Annotated in this window: 20 protein-coding genes and 1 pseudogene; 14 read left to right on the forward strand and 7 right to left on the reverse strand. The window is 70.1% G+C overall.

Annotated features, from left to right (window positions below):
* Positions 1 to 198 precede the first annotated feature (198 nt).
* On the reverse strand, positions 199 to 1,245 hold the full coding sequence (locus tag QP939_RS11400) for an ABC transporter substrate-binding protein (protein WP_285456673.1): 1,047 nt from the start codon (positions 1,243 to 1,245) through the stop codon (positions 199 to 201).
* 38 nt (positions 1,246 to 1,283) lie between these two features.
* Entirely contained in the window at positions 1,284 to 2,972 is a 1,689-nt protein-coding gene (locus QP939_RS51810; RefSeq protein ID WP_352251017.1) for an ATP-binding cassette domain-containing protein, read from the reverse strand.
* Between the two features lie 188 nt (positions 2,973 to 3,160).
* Between QP939_RS51810 and QP939_RS11415 the strand changes: the two genes are divergently transcribed.
* From QP939_RS11415 to QP939_RS11435, 5 genes are all read left to right on the forward strand, one after another.
* The gene (locus QP939_RS11415) at positions 3,161 to 4,747 is read left to right on the forward strand and encodes an ATP-binding protein (protein ID WP_285456674.1); all 1,587 of its coding nucleotides are present in this window, start codon (positions 3,161 to 3,163) and stop codon (positions 4,745 to 4,747) included.
* Positions 4,744 to 5,418: a response regulator gene (locus QP939_RS11420; RefSeq protein WP_285456675.1), complete on the forward strand. Its 675-nt coding sequence runs from the start codon at positions 4,744 to 4,746 to the stop codon at positions 5,416 to 5,418. The genes QP939_RS11415 and QP939_RS11420 overlap by 4 nt, the downstream gene beginning before the upstream one ends.
* Before the next feature lie 170 nt (positions 5,419 to 5,588).
* Entirely contained in the window at positions 5,589 to 6,341 is a 753-nt protein-coding gene (locus QP939_RS11425) for a COG4705 family protein (protein WP_285456677.1), read from the forward strand.
* Positions 6,342 to 6,448: 107 nt separating this feature from the next.
* Positions 6,449 to 7,711, forward strand: coding sequence for a DUF1727 domain-containing protein (locus tag QP939_RS11430; protein ID WP_285456679.1), 1,263 nt, complete (start codon positions 6,449 to 6,451; stop codon positions 7,709 to 7,711).
* Positions 7,701 to 8,495, forward strand: a complete 795-nt coding sequence (locus QP939_RS11435) for a type 1 glutamine amidotransferase (RefSeq protein ID WP_285456680.1) — start codon at positions 7,701 to 7,703, stop codon at positions 8,493 to 8,495. Before QP939_RS11430 ends, QP939_RS11435 begins: the two co-directional genes overlap by 11 nt.
* 91 nt (positions 8,496 to 8,586) lie before the next feature.
* Here QP939_RS11435 and QP939_RS11440 read toward each other — a convergent pair whose 3' ends face one another.
* The 3 genes from QP939_RS11440 to QP939_RS11450 form a co-directional block, all read right to left on the reverse strand.
* Positions 8,587 to 8,889, reverse strand: a complete 303-nt coding sequence (locus QP939_RS11440; RefSeq protein WP_285456681.1) for a hypothetical protein — start codon at positions 8,887 to 8,889, stop codon at positions 8,587 to 8,589.
* Positions 8,890 to 8,995: 106 nt separating this feature from the next.
* Entirely contained in the window at positions 8,996 to 9,676 is a 681-nt protein-coding gene (locus QP939_RS11445) for a response regulator transcription factor (protein WP_285456682.1), read from the reverse strand.
* 5 nt (positions 9,677 to 9,681) lie between these two features.
* Positions 9,682 to 11,037: a sensor histidine kinase gene (locus QP939_RS11450; RefSeq protein ID WP_285456683.1), complete on the reverse strand. Its 1,356-nt coding sequence runs from the start codon at positions 11,035 to 11,037 to the stop codon at positions 9,682 to 9,684.
* A gap of 296 nt (positions 11,038 to 11,333) precedes the next feature.
* Between QP939_RS11450 and QP939_RS11455 the strand changes: the two genes are divergently transcribed.
* The 6 genes from QP939_RS11455 (at position 11,334) to QP939_RS11480 (ending at position 17,600) form a co-directional block, all read left to right on the forward strand.
* Positions 11,334 to 12,008 carry a phosphatase PAP2 family protein gene (locus tag QP939_RS11455; protein WP_285456684.1) on the forward strand — a complete coding sequence of 225 codons (675 nt, stop codon included), beginning with the start codon at positions 11,334 to 11,336 and terminating at the stop codon, positions 12,006 to 12,008.
* A 105-nt stretch (positions 12,009 to 12,113) separates the two neighbouring features.
* A complete protein-coding gene (locus QP939_RS11460; protein WP_285456685.1) occupies positions 12,114 to 12,722 on the forward strand; it encodes a hypothetical protein in 609 nt (202 codons plus the stop codon).
* A complete protein-coding gene (locus tag QP939_RS11465; protein ID WP_285456686.1) occupies positions 12,722 to 13,411 on the forward strand; it encodes an ABC transporter ATP-binding protein in 690 nt (229 codons plus the stop codon). Before QP939_RS11460 ends, QP939_RS11465 begins: the two co-directional genes overlap by 1 nt.
* A complete protein-coding gene (locus QP939_RS11470; protein ID WP_285456687.1) occupies positions 13,408 to 14,088 on the forward strand; it encodes an ABC transporter ATP-binding protein in 681 nt (226 codons plus the stop codon). The genes QP939_RS11465 and QP939_RS11470 overlap by 4 nt, the downstream gene beginning before the upstream one ends.
* Positions 14,085 to 16,742 carry an ABC transporter permease gene (locus QP939_RS11475; protein ID WP_285456688.1) on the forward strand — a complete coding sequence of 886 codons (2,658 nt, stop codon included), beginning with the start codon at positions 14,085 to 14,087 and terminating at the stop codon, positions 16,740 to 16,742. The genes QP939_RS11470 and QP939_RS11475 overlap by 4 nt, the downstream gene beginning before the upstream one ends.
* 75 nt (positions 16,743 to 16,817) lie before the next feature.
* Positions 16,818 to 17,600 (forward strand): ABC transporter permease, encoded by a 783-nt coding sequence (locus QP939_RS11480; RefSeq protein WP_285456689.1) that lies wholly within the window; start codon positions 16,818 to 16,820, stop codon positions 17,598 to 17,600.
* Here QP939_RS11480 and QP939_RS11485 read toward each other — a convergent pair.
* Positions 17,591 to 18,055, reverse strand: coding sequence for a DUF1707 SHOCT-like domain-containing protein (locus QP939_RS11485; RefSeq protein WP_285456690.1), 465 nt, complete (start codon positions 18,053 to 18,055; stop codon positions 17,591 to 17,593). The genes QP939_RS11480 and QP939_RS11485 overlap by 10 nt on opposite strands.
* A gap of 162 nt (positions 18,056 to 18,217) precedes the next feature.
* Between QP939_RS11485 and QP939_RS11490 the strand changes: the two genes are divergently transcribed.
* Complete coding sequence (locus tag QP939_RS11490) at positions 18,218 to 18,913, forward strand: response regulator transcription factor (protein ID WP_285456691.1); 696 nt, start codon at positions 18,218 to 18,220, stop codon at positions 18,911 to 18,913.
* Between the two features lie 157 nt (positions 18,914 to 19,070).
* Here the strand turns inward: QP939_RS11490 and QP939_RS11495 are convergent, their stop codons facing one another.
* Positions 19,071 to 19,229 carry a hypothetical protein gene (locus QP939_RS11495; protein WP_285456692.1) on the reverse strand — a complete coding sequence of 53 codons (159 nt, stop codon included), beginning with the start codon at positions 19,227 to 19,229 and terminating at the stop codon, positions 19,071 to 19,073.
* A gap of 223 nt (positions 19,230 to 19,452) precedes the next feature.
* On the opposite strand from QP939_RS11495, the pseudogene QP939_RS11500 reads away from it, so the two are divergent.
* Together QP939_RS11500 and QP939_RS11505 are read left to right on the forward strand one after the other, a co-directional pair.
* Positions 19,453 to 19,557, forward strand: a pseudogene (locus QP939_RS11500) (hypothetical protein); the annotation flags it as partial.
* Positions 19,558 to 19,711: 154 nt separating this feature from the next.
* Positions 19,712 to 20,308, forward strand: a complete 597-nt coding sequence (locus tag QP939_RS11505; RefSeq protein WP_285456693.1) for a sensor histidine kinase — start codon at positions 19,712 to 19,714, stop codon at positions 20,306 to 20,308.
* Positions 20,309 to 20,361 lie beyond the last annotated feature (53 nt).

The raw sequence follows: 20,361 nt of genomic DNA on the forward strand, positions 1-20,361 counted from the left end.
ACTGCCTGCAGCGCAGAAACGCGAATCTGCCCCCGAGGAAGTGTTGCCTGGGTAAAGGAAACGGGACCGTTCTCAGGATATTGCCGGCCCGGGCCTGCGCCCCTTTCGTTCCAGTTGCGACGAAGCAGGTGTCCCGAGGCCGTTCGTGACCGTGGCCCGTGCGTGCTCGTCACCAAGCGCGCACGGGCCGAACGCGTGTCACTTGAGGGTCTGGTTGGCCTTCGCTGCGAAGTCGTTGGTGTAGGTCTTGGCCAGGTCGATCGTGTGCCCCTTGACGTCGGGGTTGAAGGCGGAAAGCACGTTGAGCACCGTCTGCGGGCCGTCCGCGGGCATCAGGCCATCGGTGGTGTAGATGCCCTTCTCGCTCTTCAGCGCGGCAACGTAGGCGGCCTTGCCGACGCCCTTGTAGTAGTCGGCCGGCATCTTGTCGGCGATCTCTTCGGGTGTGTGGGTGCTGATCCAGTGCATGGTCTCGACGTAGGCGTTGGCGAGCTTCTGCACGATGTCGGCGTGCTTGGTGACGTAGTCGGTGCTCATGTACAGCGATGACGCCGGGTAGACGCCGCCGAGAGCGGCGCGAGCGCCGTCGGCGGTGCGCGTGTCGAGGAGGATCTTCGCCTGGCCGCTGTTCAGCAAGGCGGAGACCGTGGGTTCGGTCGTCATGCCGCAGTCGATGTTCTTGTGCTGCATGGCGGCGATGAACGTGTTGCCGGCCTGGACGCCGCTCTCGTGGATCTGGTCGACCGGAACGCCGTTGCGGACGGCGAGGTAGCGGGTGAGGAAGTCGGTGGACGAGCCGATGTCGGTCACCCCGAGGCTGCGGCCCTTCCAATCGGCCGGTGACTTGATCTGGCCTGCGACGTCGGACCGGCACAGCTCCACTTCGCCGGGCACCTGCAGCATCTGCACCACCGCTTCGGTGGCCTTGCCCTTGCCCTGCAGGTCGATGTTGTGGTCGTAGAAGCCGACCACGCCGTCGATCTTGCCGGCGATCATGTCGTTTTCGGCGTTGACCCCGGCCGGTTCGTCCTCGAGGTGGACTTCGAGGCCTTGCTGCTGGTAGTAGCCGAGTTGCTGGGCGAGCATCGCGGGCAGGTAGATCTGCTTGTCCAGGCCGCCGACCATGATCGTCACGACGGGCTGGCCCTGGGCGTTGCTGGTGGAGCCGGGCGAGCTGCCGCACGCGGTCAGGGACACCGCGAGCGCGGCGCCCGCCGAGAGGGCGAGCAGTTTTCGGGACACCATGAGGGGAACTCCTTCGTTCACAGCGGGGTTTCGGAGATTCAGAGTCCGGCCGCGTCGGTGGACAGCGCCGGGGGCCGCCAGGACAGCAGGCGGTTTTCCAGGAGGGTGATGAGTCCTTCGGCGATCAGTGCCACGACGGCGATGATCAGCATGGCCGCGAAGACGCCGTTGGGGTTGAAGGTGCCTTGGGCCTGCCGGATCAGCAGGCCCAGCCCCTGGTCCGCGCCGAGGAACTCCCCGACGATCGCGCCGATCAGCGCGAAGCCGAAGCTGACGTGCATGCTCGCGATGATCCAGGTGACCGCCGAGGGCAGCACCACCTGACGCGTGACCTGACCGCGCGAGGCGCCCAGGATCCGCACGTTGGCGATGAGGTTGCGGTCGACCTCGCGGGCGCCCTGGAAGGCGTTGAAGAACACCGCGAAGAACACCAGGACCACGGCCAGCATGACCTTCGAGCTCAGGCCGAGACCCAGCCACACCACGAAGATCGAGCCGAGCACGATCCGCGGGATCGAGTTCATGATCTTGATGTAGGGGCCGAAGATGTCCGCGAGAACTCGGATCCGCCCCAGGGCGATGCCGAGCACGATGCCGAACACGACACCGATCACGAAGCCGAGGATGGCTTCTTCCAGGGTGACCCACGCCTGGGTCCACAACGGACCGACGGAGGTGCCGTGCTGGGCCCAGTCGACGATCTGGGCGACCACCTGGCTGGGCTGGCCGAAGAAGAACGGGTCGACGATCCCGGCCCCGGCCGCGAGCTGCCAGCCGCCGACCACGATGACGGCGACGGCGAGCCTGGCGGAGTAGACGAACCAGCGGCGCCGGGTAGCGGCGGCCTTCCTGGCGTTGGTCACCGTGTTCTTCACGATCGGTTCGGCGATGTTCATCGTGTCCCTCTCGGCGGTGGTCATGCCGCGCTCGTCTGCCGCTGGTAGGCCAGCTGGACCTCGTCGCGCAGGGACTCCCAGATCCGCTGGTAGAGCCTCGACGAAATGCGCGTCGAAGCGGATCTCCTGCACGGTGCGCGGCCGTGGCAGGTCAACCGGGAACACCGCCTTGACCGTGGCCGGCCCGGCGGTCAGCACGACGACCTTGTCGGCGAGCGCGATCGCTTCTTCCAGGTCGTGGGTGACGAACACGACCGACGGCCGCGTCAGCTCCCACAGCGCGAGCAGCTCGTCGGACATGATCGAGCGGGTCTGCACGTCCAGCGCGGAAAACGGCTCGTCCATCAGCAGAATGCGCGGCTCGTTGATCAGGCTCTGGGCCAGCGCGACCCGCTTGCGCATGCCACCGGAAAGCTGGTGGGGATAGCGGTCCTCGAAGCCGGACAACCCGACGCGGCGCAGCCAGTCCCGGGCCCGCGCATGGGCGTCCTTCTTGGACACACCGTGGAACAGCGGTCCGGCGGCCACGTTCGCCAGCACGCTCTTCCACGGCAGCACCGCGTCGTTCTGGAACACGAACCCGATCCCGTCGCCGATACCGGTGACCGGCGCGCCGTCCACCAGAACCTGCCCCTCGGTAACGCCTTCGAGACCGGAGATCAGGGTCAGCGTGGTCGACTTGCCGCAGCCGGTCGGCCCGACCACGGCGCAGAACTCCCCGGCGCCGATCTCCAGGTCGAGGTCCCGCAGCGCGGTGTAGTCGTCGCCGGCCGGAGTCGCGAACCGCTTGGTGACGTCCCGCAGCACGATCGCGGGTGGTGAGCTGGTCATCGATCACTCCTTCATGGATGACCGGTCACGCTAGGCAGCGACAGCCGGCCTCGACAGCCTTGTGCTGCTTTGCCGGATAAACAGCGAAAGTGCAGGTTCTGCTCGTTCTGCTCGGTCCACGCCTGGAGCGAACGGGTCCGATGAGGGACACTCACCTGGTCCAACGGGGGTCACGGAGAGGAACCGCGGTGCGCCGACCCCACACGCTGTCGTCTCTGATCCTGACGTACGTGCTCGTCATCCTGGTCGTCACGATGGGCCTCGGTTTCGGTCTCTACACCCGGGTCAGCGGCCGCTTCCTCGACGAGGACACCGAGCGCCAAGCGCTCGCGATCGCCCAGTCCGTCGCCGCCGACGAAGGCATCCGCACCGCGCTCGCCGCCGGCGACCCCGGCCACGAAGTGGCCCGGCTGGCCGAGCGGGTCCGCGCCGCCGACGACGCCGCCTACGTGGTGGTGGTCGACCGCGCCGGGGTCCGCCACTCCCACCCCAATCCCGCGCTCATCGGACAGCTCCTCGACAACCCGGCGAGCGCGCTGGACGGGCAGACCCACGTCGGCATCGACCAGGGCAGCCTCGGTCCGTCCGCCAACGGCAAGGCCCCCCTGCGCGCCGCCGACGGCACACTGCTCGGCGCGGTCTCCGTCGGAATCCTGGAAAGCACGGTGTCACGCCGGCTGTGGTCGGAGATCCCGCTGCTGGCGCTCTACACCGGCGGCGCGCTCGCGGTCGGCGTGGTGGTATCGCTGTTCCTGGCGCGCCGGCTCAAGCGCATGACCTTCGGCCTCGAACTCGACGACCTGGCCGGGTTGCTGCAGGAACGGGAGGCGATGCTGCACGGAATCCGTGAGGGAGTCGTCGCCTTCGACCCGCACGGGCGGCTCAGCGTGATCAACGACGAGGCCAGGCGGCTGCTGGAGCTCCGGCACGCCACGATCGGTGTCACCCTCGACGACCTGCTGCCCGACGGCCGGTTGCGCGACGTGCTGGCCGGCACCGACGCCGGAGCCGACCAGGTCGTGCTGACCGACGAGTTCCTGCTGGTGGTCAACCGGATGCCGGTCCGGCTCGGCGGGCGGGACGTCGGTTCCGTGGTGACCTTGCGAGACCGCACCGAGCTGGAAGGCCTGCTGCGCGAACTCGACAGCGTCACCGGGCTGACCGACGCGCTGCGCGCCCAGCAGCACGAGTTTTCGAACCGGCTGCACGTGCTGTCGGTGCTCGTCGGCATGGGCGAGCACGAAGAGGCGATGTCCTACCTGGACGAGCTCACGACGACCAGCACCGGTCAGGCGGAACAGCTGCGAGCCCAGATCACCCCCGCCGCGCTGGCCGCGCTGCTGCTCGCCAAGATCACCATCGCCGCCGAGCGGGACATTCTCCTCACCGTGGCAGGGGACTCCCGGCTGGAGAACCCCGGCCCCGACCCACGCGCGCTCCTGACGATCGTCGGCAACCTCGTCGACAACGCCCTGGACGCCGTGGCCGAGAGCCCAGCGCCGCGGCAGATCACCGTACGGCTCCGGGACGACGCCGACGTCATCACGATCGAGGTCACCGACACCGGTCCAGGGGTGGCCGCCGACGACACCGACCGCGTGTTCACCGACGGCTACACCACGAAACCGACACGTGCCGGGGTCCGCCGCGGGCTCGGGCTCGCTCTCGTGCACCGGTTGGTGACCCGGCTGGGCGGGACGATCACCTGCGCGCCTGGGCCCGGCGGCTCCTTTACCACGTGCCTGCCCGCCGCCCGGCCGGTGGTGCGGACGTGATCAGGACGTTGATCGTCGACGACGACTACCGGATCGCGAAGGCGCACTCGTCGAGCATCCGCCGGATCGACCCCTTCGTCCCCGTCGGCGAAGCTCATTCACTCGCCGAGGCACGGGCGATGGTGCGGACCGTACAGCCCGACTTGCTGCTGCTCGATCTCTACCTGCCCGACGGCAACGGCCTGGATCTCATCAGCGGGCTGCGTGGCGCCGGCCAACCCGACTTCATCGTGATCACCGCGGCTCGCGACATCGACAGCGTGCGCCGAGCGATCCGCCTCGGCGCGGTGTACTACCTGGTGAAGCCGTTCGGCTTCGCGCAGCTGCGCGAAGAGCTGACCGCCTACCGGCGGCTGCGGGACGGGCTGAGCGAAGCCGAGGTCGCCAGCCAAGAGACCGTCGACGCGCTCTACGGCCTGCTGCGTGGTCCCGCGAACCGCGCCGGCGACCGGCGCCTGCCGACCACGATGGCCCAGGTCCTCAGCACGGTGCGCGAATCGGCCGAACCACTGCCGGCCACGGGGGTCGCCGAACGGCTCGGCATCAGCCGGGCGACCGCGCAACGCTACCTCGCCGACCTCGTCCGCCGAGACCTCATCGATCTTTCCCTCAACTACGGCACCGCCGGCCGGCCCGAACACCGATACCACTCGACGGAGAAGAGACGGTGAATCGCGGCCCGGCACTCGTCCGTTTTGTCTCCGCTGAGCGCAATTCGACTTCGGCGCCGGAAAACGTTCCGGAGTACGGTTAAGGTTCGGCAAAAATATTCTGACGAGGTGTTCATCAGATGGGCTGACGGACAGCCGGCAGAGGTGCGTGGCCCGCTTCAATGGCGATCATGAACACCAAGCTTCCTGAGATCACGGTGGTCTTCTGGGTCATGAAGATCGCGGCCACGACCTTGGGCGAGACGGCCGGCGACCTGCTTGCCCAAACGCTGCAGGTGGGTTACCTCGTCAGTTCGATCGTCCTCATCGTGTTGTTCCTCGCGAGTCTCGTCACGCAGCTGGCCGTGAAGAGCTTCCATCCGCTGCTCTACTGGACGGTCATCCTGTCCACCAGTACCGCCGGCACCACCATGTCGGACTTCATGAACCGCACCGCCGGACTCGGCTACGCCACCGGCGCGCTGGTCCTGATCAGCGCACTCGGCACCGTGTTCGTCATCTGGAAGGCCAGCGGGCAGTCGTTCGACGTGCGGAAGATCGACACGTTCTCCGGCGAGCTCCTGTATTGGACGGCGATCCTGTTCTCCAACACCCTCGGCACTTCGCTCGGCGACTTCCTCGCCGACGACTCCGGCCTCGGCTTCGGCGCGACCGCGCTCCTCATCAGCGGTGTGCTCGTGCTGGCCGTGGTGGCGATGAAGACGACTCGCGTTTCGCGGACGTTGCTGTTCTGGATCGCCTTCGTCCTGACCCGGCCACTCGGTGCCTCGGCCGGGGACTTCGTCAGCAAGCCGGTCACCGACGGCGGCATGGGCTACGGCACCGCCGGTGCGTCCCTGTTGCTGTCCTCGACCTTGGCCGCGTTGATTCTCTACACCTCGTGGCAGAAACGACGTCAGCGGCTGCCGGAATATGCCCGGTGATCTCCGGCGATGACGCGTGTCCCTCAGTTGAGTGAATCGAGCAGTTTTGCGGGGCGCTAACCCGGTGTTAGGTGGCCTTCCACCCGGACATTCCTACTCTCACGAGCATGACCGGTTCGTCAGCTCTTCGCGCCCGGCCCACCCTGCCCGTCAGGACGGCGCTGGCCGTCAGACTGGGCGGGCTCGCGGCCCGCGGCTCCCGTGCAGCCGGACTGGGCCGCGGCGCCATCATCGGCGGCCGGGTCATTCTCGCCCTCCAGCCGACCGCACTCGCCGATCTGTGTCGCGACAGGGTCGTGGTGCTGGTCACCGGCACGAACGGGAAGACGACCACCACCTGCATGCTGGCTCGTGCGATGAACGTGCTGGCCGCCGTCGCGTGCAACGACAGCGGGGCGAACATGCCGGACGGTCTGGTCGCGGCCCTCGCGGCCGCGCCGGACGCGCCGTGCGCCGTGCTCGAGGTCGACGAAGGCCATCTGCCCGCGGTGCTGGCCGAAGTCACCCCCGCCATGGTGGTGCTGCTCAACCTCAGCCGGGACCAGCTGGATCGCACCGGCGAAGTACGCCGGTCCGAGAGCGTGCTGCGAGCCGCGCTCGCGCGGTGCTCGTCGACAGTCGTGCTGGCCAACTGCGACGATGTCTTGGTGACGTCGGCGGCATGGGGTGCCGCGATGCCGGTGTGGATATCACCGGGTACGACGTGGCGAGGCGACGGCGCTACCTGCCCCCGGTGCGGCAGCGCGATACGCGAAACCGTTGGCCGCTGGTCCTGCTTCTGTGGCTTCGCGCGCCCGGAACCGCGGTGGACCGTCGAACGGGGCGGGGACCTGACGCACACGGGCGGGCTCCGGGTGCCTCTGGCCACGTCGTTGCCCGGGGAGGTGAACAGGGGCAATCTCGCGTTCGCCACGGCCGCCGCCGCCTCGCTGGGTGTCCCGGCGGCCGCGGCCGCCGCGGCCGCCGGAGCGGTCAGCGAGGTCGACGGCCGCTATCGCCTCGCCACCTACGGCGAGCACACAGTGCGAGTCCTGTTGGCCAAGAACCCGGCCGGCTGGGCCGAAACCCTGCGCATCCTCGGGTCCGATGCCGCCCCGGCGGTACTCGCCGTCAACGCGCGCGAGGCCGACGGAGCCGACCTTTCCTGGCTGTGGGACGTGACCTTCGAGGGCCTGCGTGGCCGCCGGGTCGTCGTCTCCGGCGAGCGGCTGATGGACCTCTCGGTACGGCTGAGCTACGGCGAAGTCGCCCATTGGATCGAGCCGGACCCACTCGAGGCAATCACTCGCCTACCGCCGGGACCAGTCGACCTCGTGGCCAACTACACGGCGTTTCGCGACGTGACAGCGAGGCTTTCGCATGGCCGGTGAATCCGTCGTTCGCATCGGCCTGTTGCTACCGGATCTCCTCGGCACCTACGGCGACTGCGGCAACGCCGAAGTGCTGCATCGCCGCCTGGCGTGGCGGGACATCCCGGCGGCGGTCGTCGCCCTCCCCCTGGGCACCGCCATTCCTGCCTCACTGGACGTCTATCTCCTGGGTGGCGGTGAAGACTCCGCCCAGACGCTGGCCGCCGATGCCCTGACCCGGCAGCCCGGCCTGCTCCGCGCCGTCGACCGCGGTGCCCCGGTGCTCGCGGTGTGCGCCGGCCTCCAGTTGCTCGGACAACAGTTCACAGTGGACTACGGCAGGCCCCGGCCCGGTGCCGGTCTGCTCGATCTCGTCACCACAGCGGCGACGCACCGCGCGATCGGCGAAGTCATCACCCAGCCCGAACCAGGCCCGCTCAGCGAACCGCTGACCGGATTCGAGAATCACCAGGGACACACCGAGCTGGGCCCTGCGGCGCGACCGCTCGGCCGCGTCATCCGGGGCGTCGGCAACGGCACCGGCTTCGACGGCATCGTGCAAGGCCGTGTCATCGGCACCTACCTGCACGGCCCGGTGCTCGCCCGCAATCCGGAACTCGCGGATCTCCTCTTGAGCTGGGTCATCGGCCGCCCACTGTCCCCGGTCGAGCTCGTCGGATTGACCGACCTGAGGCGGCAACGGCTGGCTCGATATCACCGACGACAGTCGTGGAACGACTTTCGCCGGCTGGTCGGGATACCCGGCCGCTCGTCGCGACGCGCGGCGTCAGCGGCCCACGGTTGATCGAACGCCGGACACGGCACCCCCACCCCGGCCGGCCGGGGCAGACGGGTGAGTTCCCCGCCTGCCCCGGCCGGCTTCCCGCGAGCCGGACTTACTCCTCGCCCTGGAACTGGTGATCGACGTTGCCGGCGGGATCCTGGTGGCCACCCGGGCCGTCGGCTTCGGTCGCCGGCTCCTGCTCCACCCCGGTCGCTTCGCCGGCCTTCTCCGTTTCCGGTGCGCCCGGCCGGTCCGGCGCGGCTTGATCGCCTTCCTGGACGCCGGCCGCCGGTGCGGGCACGGACGCGGGTGCCGACGGGCTGGGAGCGGCCGTGGCCGCGGCCGTGCCGAGCGTGGCGGCCAGCAGGGCTGCCGCACCGCCCACGACCGCGGCGATGCGCGTGCGTCGTCTCATGTTTTCCTCCTGGTGCCGGGACGTCGGATCCCCGAGCGGGACCGACACCTCCACGCTGGCACACGGGTGCTGGCCAGACCCTGAACGAACCTGAGAGACGAGCGGGTCATCGTCCGGCGTCGTTCCTCAGCCGGTAGCCGACACCACGGATGGTCTCGATGGTCTCGCGGCCGAACGGGACGTCGATCTTGCGCCGGAGGTAGCCGACGTAGACCTCCACGACGTTCTCGTCGCCGTCGAACTGCGCGTCCCAGACGTGGGCCAGGATCTCGGCTTTGGTCAGCGCTTCGCCGGCGCGGCGCAGGAAGAACTCCAGCAAGCTGAATTCGCGAGGAGTCAGCCTGATCACGGTGCCCGCGCGCCGCACCGTCCGCCGCGCCGGGTCCAGCGCCAGGTCACCCAGTTCGAGCACGCTGGGGCGTTCGGGGGCACCGCGGCGAAGGAGCGCACGCAGCCGGGCCAGCAGTACGACGAATGAGAAGGGCTTGGTCAGGTAGTCATCGGCCCCGAGGTCGAACGCGTCGGCCTCGTCGTATTCCCCGTCCTTCGCGGTCAGCATCAGGACCGGCACCCAGTTCCCCTCCGCGCGCAGCGCCTCGATCACTCGGTAGCCCGAAAGCCCCGGCAGCATGATGTCCAGCACCATGACGTCGTAGGGGCGTTCCCGCGCGGCCCACAGCCCGTCCGGCCCGGTCGCCGCGACGTCCACCGCGAAGCCGTCGGCCACCAGGTTCCGGCGTACGGCGTCGGCCAGCCGGGGTTCGTCCTCCACGAGCAGAACACGCATGTCCGTCACCTTCCGTGCTCAGGTTGGCCCCGCGGGACGCTCGCGTACCGGGGAAGCGCCCCGCCGACGGGCCCAGCCGACACGGCCGGGAACGTGAGCCGGAAACAGGCACCCCGATGACCGCGCGGCGGTTCGACGCACGCCGCCTTCCCACCGTGGCGGGCGGCGATCCCCGCGACGATCGCCAGGCCGAGTCCAGTGCTGCCCGCGTGGCGGGGTCGTTCGGCCTCCAGGCGCACGAACCGGCCGAAGATGCGCACCCGGTCGGCCGCGGGGACGCCCGGGCCGTCGTCGAGGATCTCCACCACGGCTACGCATTCGTCCTCGCGACGGCAGCTCAGCGACACAGCGGCTTCGGCGTGCTCAGCAGCGTTGTCGACCAGGTTCCGGACGGCGCGGGCCACCTGGGCCGGACTGCCCCGGGTTCTTGCGGGCTGCGCCCGGACATCGACCGCCATCCGGGTGGTCGACCGCAGCCGCGCGGCCTCGGCCCGGATCACGTCGTCCAGGTCGACGTCGGTGATCGGTGGCATGTCGCTGCTGTCGTCGGTGCGCGCGAGCACCAGCAGATCGTCCACCAGTTCACGCAGCCTGCCGAGTTCCGCGCCCGCGGTGTCGACCACCTCGGCCAGGCTGGTCTGCTCGGGGTGACGTGCCGCGAGGTCCAGCGTCGCGGTGACGGTGGACAGCGGAGATCGCAGCTCGTGGCCGGCATCGGCCACGAACCGGCGCTGCGCCATCTGCGCCGATGACAGCCGTCCGAGCATCGCGTTGAGCGTGGTCGCCAGCCGATGGATCTCGTCCTGTGCCGGCGGCAGTGGCACCCGGGCGGTGAGGTCCGCCGTCGAGATGTCGGCGACGGTACGTCGCATCACCTCCACCGGGCGCAGCGCAGCCCGCAATGCCAGGTGCACCGCCAGCCAGGCCACGGCCAGCAGTGGAACCAGAGTGATCACCAGCAGCACGGCCAGCTGGGTGATGGCCGCCCGCGCGGCCTCCAGCGACTGGGCCGCGACGACCGTGTAGCCGTGCGCGCGAACGGCGACCACGCGGTAGTCGGCGTTGTTCTGCCCCAGCGGCAACGGCACCGTCGCGACCACTTCGCCACCAGGTGGCGGAGAAGCCGCCAGGATCGGCGGATCGCCTGTCAGGTCGGCGCTCGCCCCCACCACCTGACCGGCCGCGTCGAGCACCTGCAAGGCGGTCGCCTCCCCCGGAGTGGCCGTGAGGACCGGGCCCACCGCCATCCCCCCGGCGACCAGCTGCGCGGCCACGTTCTGCGCCTTGGCCCGAGCCGTGTCGGTGATTCCCGAGACGAGGGAACGGTTCAGCAGCCCGAGCACGACAACACCCGCGGTCACCAAGCCCAGGGCGAGAACGCCGATGGCGATGATGCTGCTCCACCGTCGAACACCGGCCCGCGCCACCCATCGGCGAATGCAGACATCCGGCCTCACCTACACCAGCCTAAACCCCGAAAACTGCCGACCGGCACGATTCTCAGCATCGTCACAGCACACCGCGCCGCGCACATGAATGGTTAAGGCGGCTTAGCGCAGAGCTAACCGAATGTTGTTCGCCCCAGCCATAGCGTGGCCAAATGGCCGCCCAATCGCCGGCGGAACGGACCGTCGGCCGAAGTGTCCGAGGTCCTTTTGTGGCCGCCGTTTTCGCGGCACTGGCTTTTCTTGCCCTTCTGGCGTCAGCGAGCGACGCATTCCCCTGGGCTGCCGGGTTCGACCTGGGCGTCCACTCGTGGCTCGTGTCGCACCGCGCCACGGCGCTCATTTCCGTAGCCACGGCAATCACCTCGACGGCGTTGTCGGGTATCACTGCCCCTGTGGTGTTCGTGGCCGCAGCGGCCCTCACGCCGGGAGCAGTCCGGACGCGGCTCATCCGAGCCGTTCTCGTCGTCACGCTGATGTTGTCCGCTGTATTGTGCCGCTTCGCCGTCTCCGAGCTGATCGCTCGGCCACGACCGCCCTCGGCGGACTGGGCCGTTCAGGCCGGTGGCTTGTCCTTTCCCTCCGGACACACCTCCGACGCCGCCCTGGCCGCCGGGCTCATCGCCTGGCTCGTCGTCCGCCGGTTCGCCTCCGCTGTGCGGTGGCTCGTCTGGCCGATCGCCGCCGGTTACGCGTTGCTGATCGCGTGGACGCGCGTCTACCTCGGAGTGCACTGGCCCACGGACGTGCTCGGCAGCTTGGCGTTCGCCACGTCGTGGCTCTCCGGTGCCCTGGTGTTGCAGCGGCTCGACGAACGGGAAACGAATGCCGGCAGTGCCGGGGTTGCCGGATCGGCCCGGGACAGCACCTCCCGCGGACGCAAGTAGCCGCACCCATCGCGGACGGGCTTTGCCTTTCTTGAACCTTTCGCGAGCACCCCGCTGGTGAACCGGTCACTAGCGTCCGAGGAAACGGCAGTGCAGGAGGATGTCATGTCCACAGCCATCACGGCTCGCATAGCCATCGCGGCGGTCGCGGCGTCGGTTCTCACGGCCTGCGGCGGCAATTCGGCGCCGAGTCCGAGCCCGGCACCGAGTGGCAGTCCGGCCGGTGGCACCACGGCAACGGAAACCAATCCGGCCGGCGATATCCCGGACAACCAGGCCTTCGTGCCCTTCGGCCCGCCAGGTGGTGGTTTCACCGTGAAAATTCCCGAAGGGTGGGCATCGTCCACCGCGGGTTCCACGACGACGTTCACGGACAAGCTCAACCAGGTCCAGGTGGCCGCGTCGCACACCGGCGCTGCACCGACCGCGTCGTCGGTCACCTCGACCGACATTCCGGCGCTGCAGGCGAAGACCCCGAGCTTCGCGCTGGGCCGGCTGTCGACGGTGTCCCGGCCCGCCGGCACGGCGATCCTGCTGACCTATCAGGGAGACTCGGCACCGAACCCGGTCACCGGAAAGGTCATCCGTGACGCGTTCGAGCGCTACAGCTTCTTCCACGCCGGAATCCGGGTCGATCTGACGCTGTCCGGCCCGACCAACGCGGACAACGTCGACCCGTGGCGAACCGTCACCGACTCCCTGGCCTGGTCATGATGACCGGGTTCGTCCACGACTGGTCAGCACCCGCGCTGCAAGCTCGCGAGCTGTACCGGTTCTTCCGCACCGGCGACGACGAAACACCTGCCCTGCGCGGAGTTTCGCTGACCGTCGCCAGGGGCGAAACCGTCGCCGTCGTCGGGCCATCGGGATCGGGGAAGTCGACGCTGCTGGCCTGCCTGGCCGGCCTGGACGAGCCGGCGGGCGGCAGCGTCGAGGTCGCCGGTGAACGGATCAGCCACCGACCCGAAGCCGTCCGTGCGAAGATCCGCGCGCACCGGATCGGCGTTCTGCTGCAGTCCCGCAACCTGCTCCCGCACCTCGACGTGCGCGCCAACATCGAGCTGGCTCGTCGAGCGTGGCGGAGCAGCGTTTTCCGGCCCTCGCCGAGCGAGCTGCTGGAGGAGGTCGGTCTCGGCCGGCGTGGCCGGGCCACGCCGGCCCAGTTGTCCGGCGGCGAGCTGGCCCGCGCCGGCTTGGCCGTCGCGCTGGCCAACAACCCGGACGTCCTGCTCGCCGACGAACCGACCGGTGAGCTCGACGGAAACACCGAGCAAGAGGTCCTCGACCTGCTTCGCGACTACGCCCGGCAGGGCACCGGGCTGCTGGTCGTGACCCACAGCGCCGAGGTCGTCGCGATCGCCGACCGCGTGCTCACGATCCAGGACGGAGTGGTGGCCGCATGAACCCGGAATCTCTGGTCGTCTGCGATGACGTCGCCCGCACGTACGGCACCGGCCCGGCCGCGGTCGTTGCCGTCCACGGCAGCAGCTGCATCGTCGGCAGCGGTGCGCGGATCGCCATCGCCGGGCCGTCCGGCTCCGGCAAGTCGACCCTCCTGCACCTCATGGCCGGGCTCGAGCGCCCGACGCGCGGCACCGTCTCGTGGCCCGCGCTCGGCTCAGGCGACGAGCGTGCCCAAGACATCGGCGTGGTCTTCCAGAGCCCGAGCCTGATCCCGGCACTGGACGTCAGCGAGAACACCGCCCTCCCCCTCGTCATCGCCGGGGTCGCCGAGCCGGACCGGGCCCAGCGCGTCGCCGAGGCGCTCGCTCTCCTCGGCATCGACCAGCTGGCCGGCAAGCTGCCCGAGGAGATCTCCGGTGGTCAAGCCCAGCGGGTCGCCGTCGCCCGGGTGCTGGCCCAGCGGCCGCGGCTCCTGCTCGCCGACGAGCCCACCGGCCAGCTCGATCGCGCCGCCGGGCAGCGGCTGCTGGACGCGCTGCTGGACGCGACCGACCACCTGGCGGCGGCGCTCGTCGTGACCACCCACGACAAAGCCGTCATCGAACGTCTGGAAACCCGGTGGACCATGCACGAGGGCCGGCTGCACACCACCATCGCCCCGGCGGTGCCGTCATGATCGGCCTCTGGCTCGGCGGCCTCTTCCGGCGGCGCGCGGGGCGTCTGCTGGCCACCGCTTCCGGTATCGCGCTTGCCGTCGCCTTGATCGCCGCCCTCGGCTCGTTCCTGGCCGCCTCGCAGGCCACGATGACCGCACGCGCGCTGCGATCAGTCGCCGTGGACTGGCAGGTCGAGGTCCAGCCCGGCGGCGACCCCAATGCGGTCTTGCAGGGCCTGCAGAACGTTCCCGGGACCAGGGCGGTCAGCACGGTCCACGTCGAACGCACCAGCGGGCTGCTCGCCACCACGGGCGGCACCACCCAGACCACCGGCCCGGGTGTCGTCCTCGGCCTCCCGTCCGGCTACGCGACCACGTTCCCGGACCAGATCCGGCAGCTGAGCGGCTCCCCCGACGGCGTGCTCATCGCCCAGCAGACCGCGTCGAACCTCCACGTCGGTCCCGGCGACCAGGTCGCGATCGGGCTCGCCGGCGCCGCGCCGCAGCCGGTCACCGTCGCCGGTGTCGTCGACTTGCCGCAGGCCGACTCGCTCTTCCAGAAGGTCGGCGCTCCCGCTGGGACACAGCCGTCCGCGCCACCGGACAACGTCCTGCTCCTGCCGGAGACCGCCTTTGCCGCACTGGTCGGCCACGCCGGTCCCGGTACGCCGGCCGTGGTGACCCAGTTCCACGTCGCCCGGACCGCACCCACCGCCCACGATCCGGCGACGGCGTACCAGGCCGAAGTCGCCGCCGCCCACAACTTCGAGGCCCAGGTCACCGGCGGCGCCCTGGTGGGCAACAACGTCGGTGCCGCGCTCGACGCCGCCCGCGGCGACGCCGCCTACGCGCAGATGCTGTTCCTGTTCCTCGGCCTGCCCGGAGTCGTCCTCGCCGCCCTGCTGACCAGTGCGCTCGTCGCAGCCGGCAGCGACCGGCGTCGAGCCGAACAGGCTCTCCTGCGCACGCGTGGCCACACCCCGCGAGCCGTCGTCGGGATCGCCGTCACCGAAGCCGCGGTCGTCGCCGGAGCCGGCGGGGTGACCGGGCTCGTCATCGCCGCGGTGACCGGGCGGCTGGCCTTCGGTCCCGCGCCGGAAGGACTCAGCACGACGGCCGCGGTGTGGTGGTACGCGATCGCCTTCGCCGCCGGGCTGCTGATCACGACCGTCACCGTCCTGGTCCCGGCAGTCAGCGGGCTGCGCCGGCAGACCGTCTCCCAGGCCCGCCAGGTGATCGGCACCCACGGCTCGCCCTGGTGGGCGAAGGCGGGCCTGGACGTCCTGCTCCTGGTAGCGGCGCTCATCGTGTTCTGGGCCTCCAGCGGCAACGGCTACTCCCTGGTGCTCGCGCCCGAAGGGGTGCCGACCATCTCGGTGTCCTACTGGGCTTTCCTCGGTCCGGCGCTGCTGTGGCTCGGGGCGGCGGCGTTGCTCTGGCGGCTGACCACCCTCGCGCTCCGGCACGGCCGGGCTCCGCTACGCCGGCTGCTGCAGCCCTTGGCCGGGCGGCTGGCCCGGCCGGGCGCGGCCGGGATCGCGCGGCACCGCCGGCCGCTGGCCCGCGCCATCGTCCTGCTCGCACTGGCGCTGTCGTTCGCGGCGTCGACCGCGGTGTTCAACAGCACATACGAACAGCAGGCCGAAGCCGACGCCCAGCTCACCAACGGCGCCGACGTCACCGTCATCGAACCGCCCGCCGCCCAGGTCTCCCCCGCCGCGGCGGCCCAGCTGCAGAACGTCGCCGGGGTACAGCACGTCGAGCCCCTCCAGCACCGGTTCGCCTACGTCGGAGCCGACCTGCAAGACCTCTACGGTGTCCGCCCCGACACCATCAGGCAGGTCACCGCGCTGCAGGACTCCTACTTTCAGGGCGGCACCGCAGCCGACCTCATGGCCACCCTCGAGCGCCGGCCCGACACCATCCTGGTCAGCGCCGAAACGGTCAAGGACTTCCAGCTCAACCCCGGCGACCCGATCAACCTCCGGGTCCAGGACGCCCGCACCCACGCCCTGCGCACCGTGCCCTTCCGCTACGGCGGGATCGTCAAGGAGTTCCCCACCGCACCCAAGGACAGCTTCTTCGTCGCCAACGCCGCCTACATCGCGCAGACCACGGGCTCCGACGCCGTCGGCGCGTTCCTCGTCGACACCGGAGGCCGCAACCAACCCGGTGTCGCCGGCGCCCTGCGTACGCGGCTGGGAACCACCGCGACGGTCACCGAGATCACGCAGACCCGCTCCCACGTCGGCTCGAGCCTGACCTCGGTCAACCTGCACGGCCTCACCCGCCTGGAACTGACGTTCGCGGTGCTCATCGCCGCCGGCGCCGGCGGGATCGTGCTGGCGGTCGGATTGGCCGAACGACGCCGGAGCCTGGCGATCATGGCCGTGCTCGGTGCGCGACGGCGGCAGCTGCGTGGCCTCGTCCTCGGTGAAGGGCTGGTCCTCATCGCCGGCGGTCTGCTCGGCGGCGCCCTCATCGCCTGGGGGCTCTCCCAGATGCTCGTAACGGTCCTGACGGGTGTGTTCGACCCTCCACCGGCGACGATCGCCGTGCCGTGGACCTACCTGGCCGCGACCGTCGCGGCGGTGGCGGCCGCGTTGGTGGTCGCCGCCCTGACCAGTGCCCGCGCCTCCACCCGTCCCGCTGTGGAGGAACTCCGCGATCTGTGAGCATCGGGAGTCCGGTGAGGACAGTGCCGCGGCGATCAGCCGGTATTGTCCGGGAAGTACGGCAGAATCGCCGGAATGGGAAACGCCACGATCACCTTCGGGCCCGCCCTGGTGGCGGTGCTGGTCCTGCTCGCCGTCGCCGGCACCGCGGTCGTCCAGGCCGGCGGGCTCGGGCGGGGGCGGGACGTGCTGGTCGCCGCCGTCCGGGCGGTCGCGCAGCTGGCCCTCGTGTCGTTCGTGATCACCGCCGTGCTGCGCTCGGCGCCGCTGACCGGCCTGTTCGTGCTGCTGATGTTCGCCATCGCCGCGGTGACCTCGGCGCGCCGCGCCGGCCGCTGGGCGAACCTGCCGTGGACGGCGCTGGCCATCGGGGCCGGCGTCGCACCGGTGCTGGCGCTGGTCCTCGGCGCCGGCGTTGTCCCGTTGAAGCCGATCGCCGTCGTGCCGATCGCCGGCATCGTCATCGGCGGCGCGATGACCGCGACGTCGCAGGCCGCGCGCCGGGCGCTCGACGAGCTGAAAGCCCGCCACGGCGAGTACGAAGCCGCGCTCGCCTTGGGATTCATGCCGCGCCCGGCCGCGCTGGAGATCTGCCGCCCGTCGGCCGGGCACGCGCTGATCCCGGCGCTGGACCAGACCCGCACGGTCGGCCTGGTGACGCTGCCGGGCGCCTACGTCGGCGTGCTGCTGGGCGGGGCCGGGCCGATCCAGGCCGGTCTGACGCAGGTGCTGGTGCTGATCGGGCTGCTGGCCGCGGAAGCCGTCTCGATCCTGGTGACCGTGCAGTTCGTCGCGGCCGGGAAGCTCAGCTCATCCGCACACCGGAAGGCACCGGTCCTGGCGACGCATCAGCCGTGACCGTGCTCGACGGCGTCCATCCCGTGCGATTCGAACCCGTCGGCCCCGAATCCATGCACCGCACCCACGACGAGGGCCGCGGCGGCCAAGAGCCCGATAAGGACGACGATGCCGATCAGCACCCGCCGGCGACCCGGTGCCGGCCCGGGAGCGCGCCCGAGCAGCACGGCGAGGTCCGCGGCGAGCGCGCGACCGGCTGCGATGATGATCGAACGCCAGCCTTCGGCGTCTTTCGCTTCCGTGGCGGGCAAATCGGCGGTCACGGCGGTGAGTTCGTGCCGGAAGCGGACTTCTTCGAGCCGTCCCAGTCGCTCTTCGACCTCGTCCATGGTGAGCCGGCGTTCACCGGCCGCGGTGTAGAGGCTGGCCCGGACCTGTTCACGTTCCGCATCCGAACAGCGGATTCCCGTCACCGAATCCGCGGGCAATGTCGAGCCGGGCGCGTTCTCGCTCATCCTGTCCTCTTTCGTATCGGGAAACCACTTCCTCCGAGGCTAGCCGCGGAAATCGGACTCATGCACGGTCGAACGTTAAGGTTGGATGAGAGTTGGCCGATCAAACCGCACGCTCGACTACAATTACCCTGAGTCATCTATCATCGGACGAAGGGACACCGAGTGCACTTGGTCATCGTCGACGACGAGACAGCTGTGCAGGACTCGCTGTCGCGGACCCTGCGGTTCGAGGGCTACACCGTCTCCATCGCCGGCGACGGAGCAGCCGGGCTGGCCCTTGTCCGAAGCGAAGAACCCGACGGGGTCCTGCTCGACGTCACGATGCCGCTGCTCGGCGGCCTGGAAGTCTGCCGGCTGCTGCGAGCCGAAGGCAACACGGTGCCGATCCTCATGCTGACCGCGCGGACCGCGGTGACCGACCGGGTCGCCGGGCTCGACGCCGGCGCCGACGATTACCTGGTCAAACCGTTCGCCTTGCAGGAGCTGCTGGCCCGCGTGCGCGCGTTGCTGCGCCGGACCGAATACCAGTCCCCGGCCGCACCGGCTGCCCCCACGGCCTTGCAGTTCGCGGACGTGACCCTGGACCCCACGACCCGGGAGGTCTTCCGCGGCACCCGTCCGCTGCACCTGACCCGCACCGAGTTCGCGATGCTCGAAACCTTCCTGCGCAACCCGCGGATCGTGCTGACCCGGACGGTGATGTTCGAGCACGTCTGGGGCTACGATTTCGGGACCGCGTCCAACGGGCTCGACGTGTACGTCAGTTACCTGCGCCGCAAATTGGAAGCCGAGGGCGAACCCCGGCTGCTGCACACCGTGCGCGGCGTCGGCTACGTGCTACGCGAGGAACCCCTGTGAAACGGCCCCGCTGGAAGACGCTGTCGCTGCGGACCCGGCTCGGCATGCTCGTGGCCGCCGCCGTCGCGGTCACCGTGGTGGCGGTGTCGGCGATCTCCTGGAGCATCACCCGGGCAGACCTCTACGACCAGTTCGATGCCCGCCTGCAGTCCGACGCTCAGCTGGCCGCGACGACTTCGTCGCCCGCCGAAGCACTGGCCACCCTTCGCTCGACCGAAAACCGCGGGCCCGGTCCCGGCCGCGACGGCGGGTTGACCGTGCAGTTCCTCTCCTCCGCCGGTGTCGTGACCGGCACCGCGGGTGCGAAACCGCTCATCCCCGTGTCACCTGTGGACGAACCGGTGGCGACCGGATCGGTCAGCCGCGCCTCCGACGTGCGCCGGATCGACGGGGATCGGTACCGCGTGTGGACGGCCCGGCGCGCCGGCGGCGGTGCTGTCCAGGTCGCCCAGGATTCCGAGAGTGTCGAGGACACCTTGGGCCGCTTGGGATTCTGGCTACTCGTTGTTTCCCTGGCCGGGGTGCTCGGCGCGGCGCTGGTGGGCCGGGCGATCGCCCGGTCGGCCCTGCGGCCGGTCGACGATCTGACCGCCGCGGCCGAGGACATCGCCCGGACGCAGGAACTGTCGGCAGCCATCGATGTCACGGCCGGCGGGGAAATCGGCAGGCTGGCCACGGCGTTCAACGCGATGCTGAGCGCGCTGGGCCGATCTCGCGACGAGCAGCGACGGCTGGTGCAGGACGCCGGCCACGAGCTCCGTACCCCCTTGACCAGCCTGCGCAACAACATTGCAGCTCTTGATCCACGCGGAGGCGAACCCGCAACGGCAGCTGTCCGTCGAGGATCGTTCCCGGCTGCTGGCCGACCTCGACACCCAGACGACCGAGCTGACCACGCTGTTCGGCGAGCTGGTCGACCTGTCCACCGGGGAACGGCCGAGCGAAGCGGCGGAACGCCTGGCGCTGGCCGACGTCGTCGGTTCCGCCGTGGAACGCGCGCGGTCGCGGTGGCCGAAGGTGTCCTTCGACGCCGAACTGACCGCTGCGGACGTCGTCGCCCGTCCCATAGCGGTCGAACGGGCCGTGTTGAACGTACTCGACAACGCCGCGAAGTGGTCCCCGTCCGGAGGGACGGTGCGGGTGTCGATGTCCGTGGCCTCGGGGTCTGTACGAGTTCGCGTCGACGACGAGGGGCCGGGCATCCCCGACGCGGACGTGCCCCATGTGTTCGAGCGGTTCTATCGCGCCGACGCCGCCCGGGCGCTTCCCGGCTCCGGCCTGGGCTTGGCGATCGTCGAGCAGGTGCTCGCTCAGCACGCCGGTCGTGCCGAGGCCGGCCGGGCGGAGACCGGCGGCGCCCGCTTCGATCTCGTCCTGCCGCTGGCCGCTTCTTAGGGAAACCGCGCGCGATCTTCATGGAATTCTCATGGACGGCCAGCACCGTTTGA

The sequence above is a fragment of the Amycolatopsis nalaikhensis genome (assembly GCF_030264295.1).
Classification (GTDB): domain Bacteria; phylum Actinomycetota; class Actinomycetes; order Mycobacteriales; family Pseudonocardiaceae; genus Amycolatopsis; species Amycolatopsis nalaikhensis.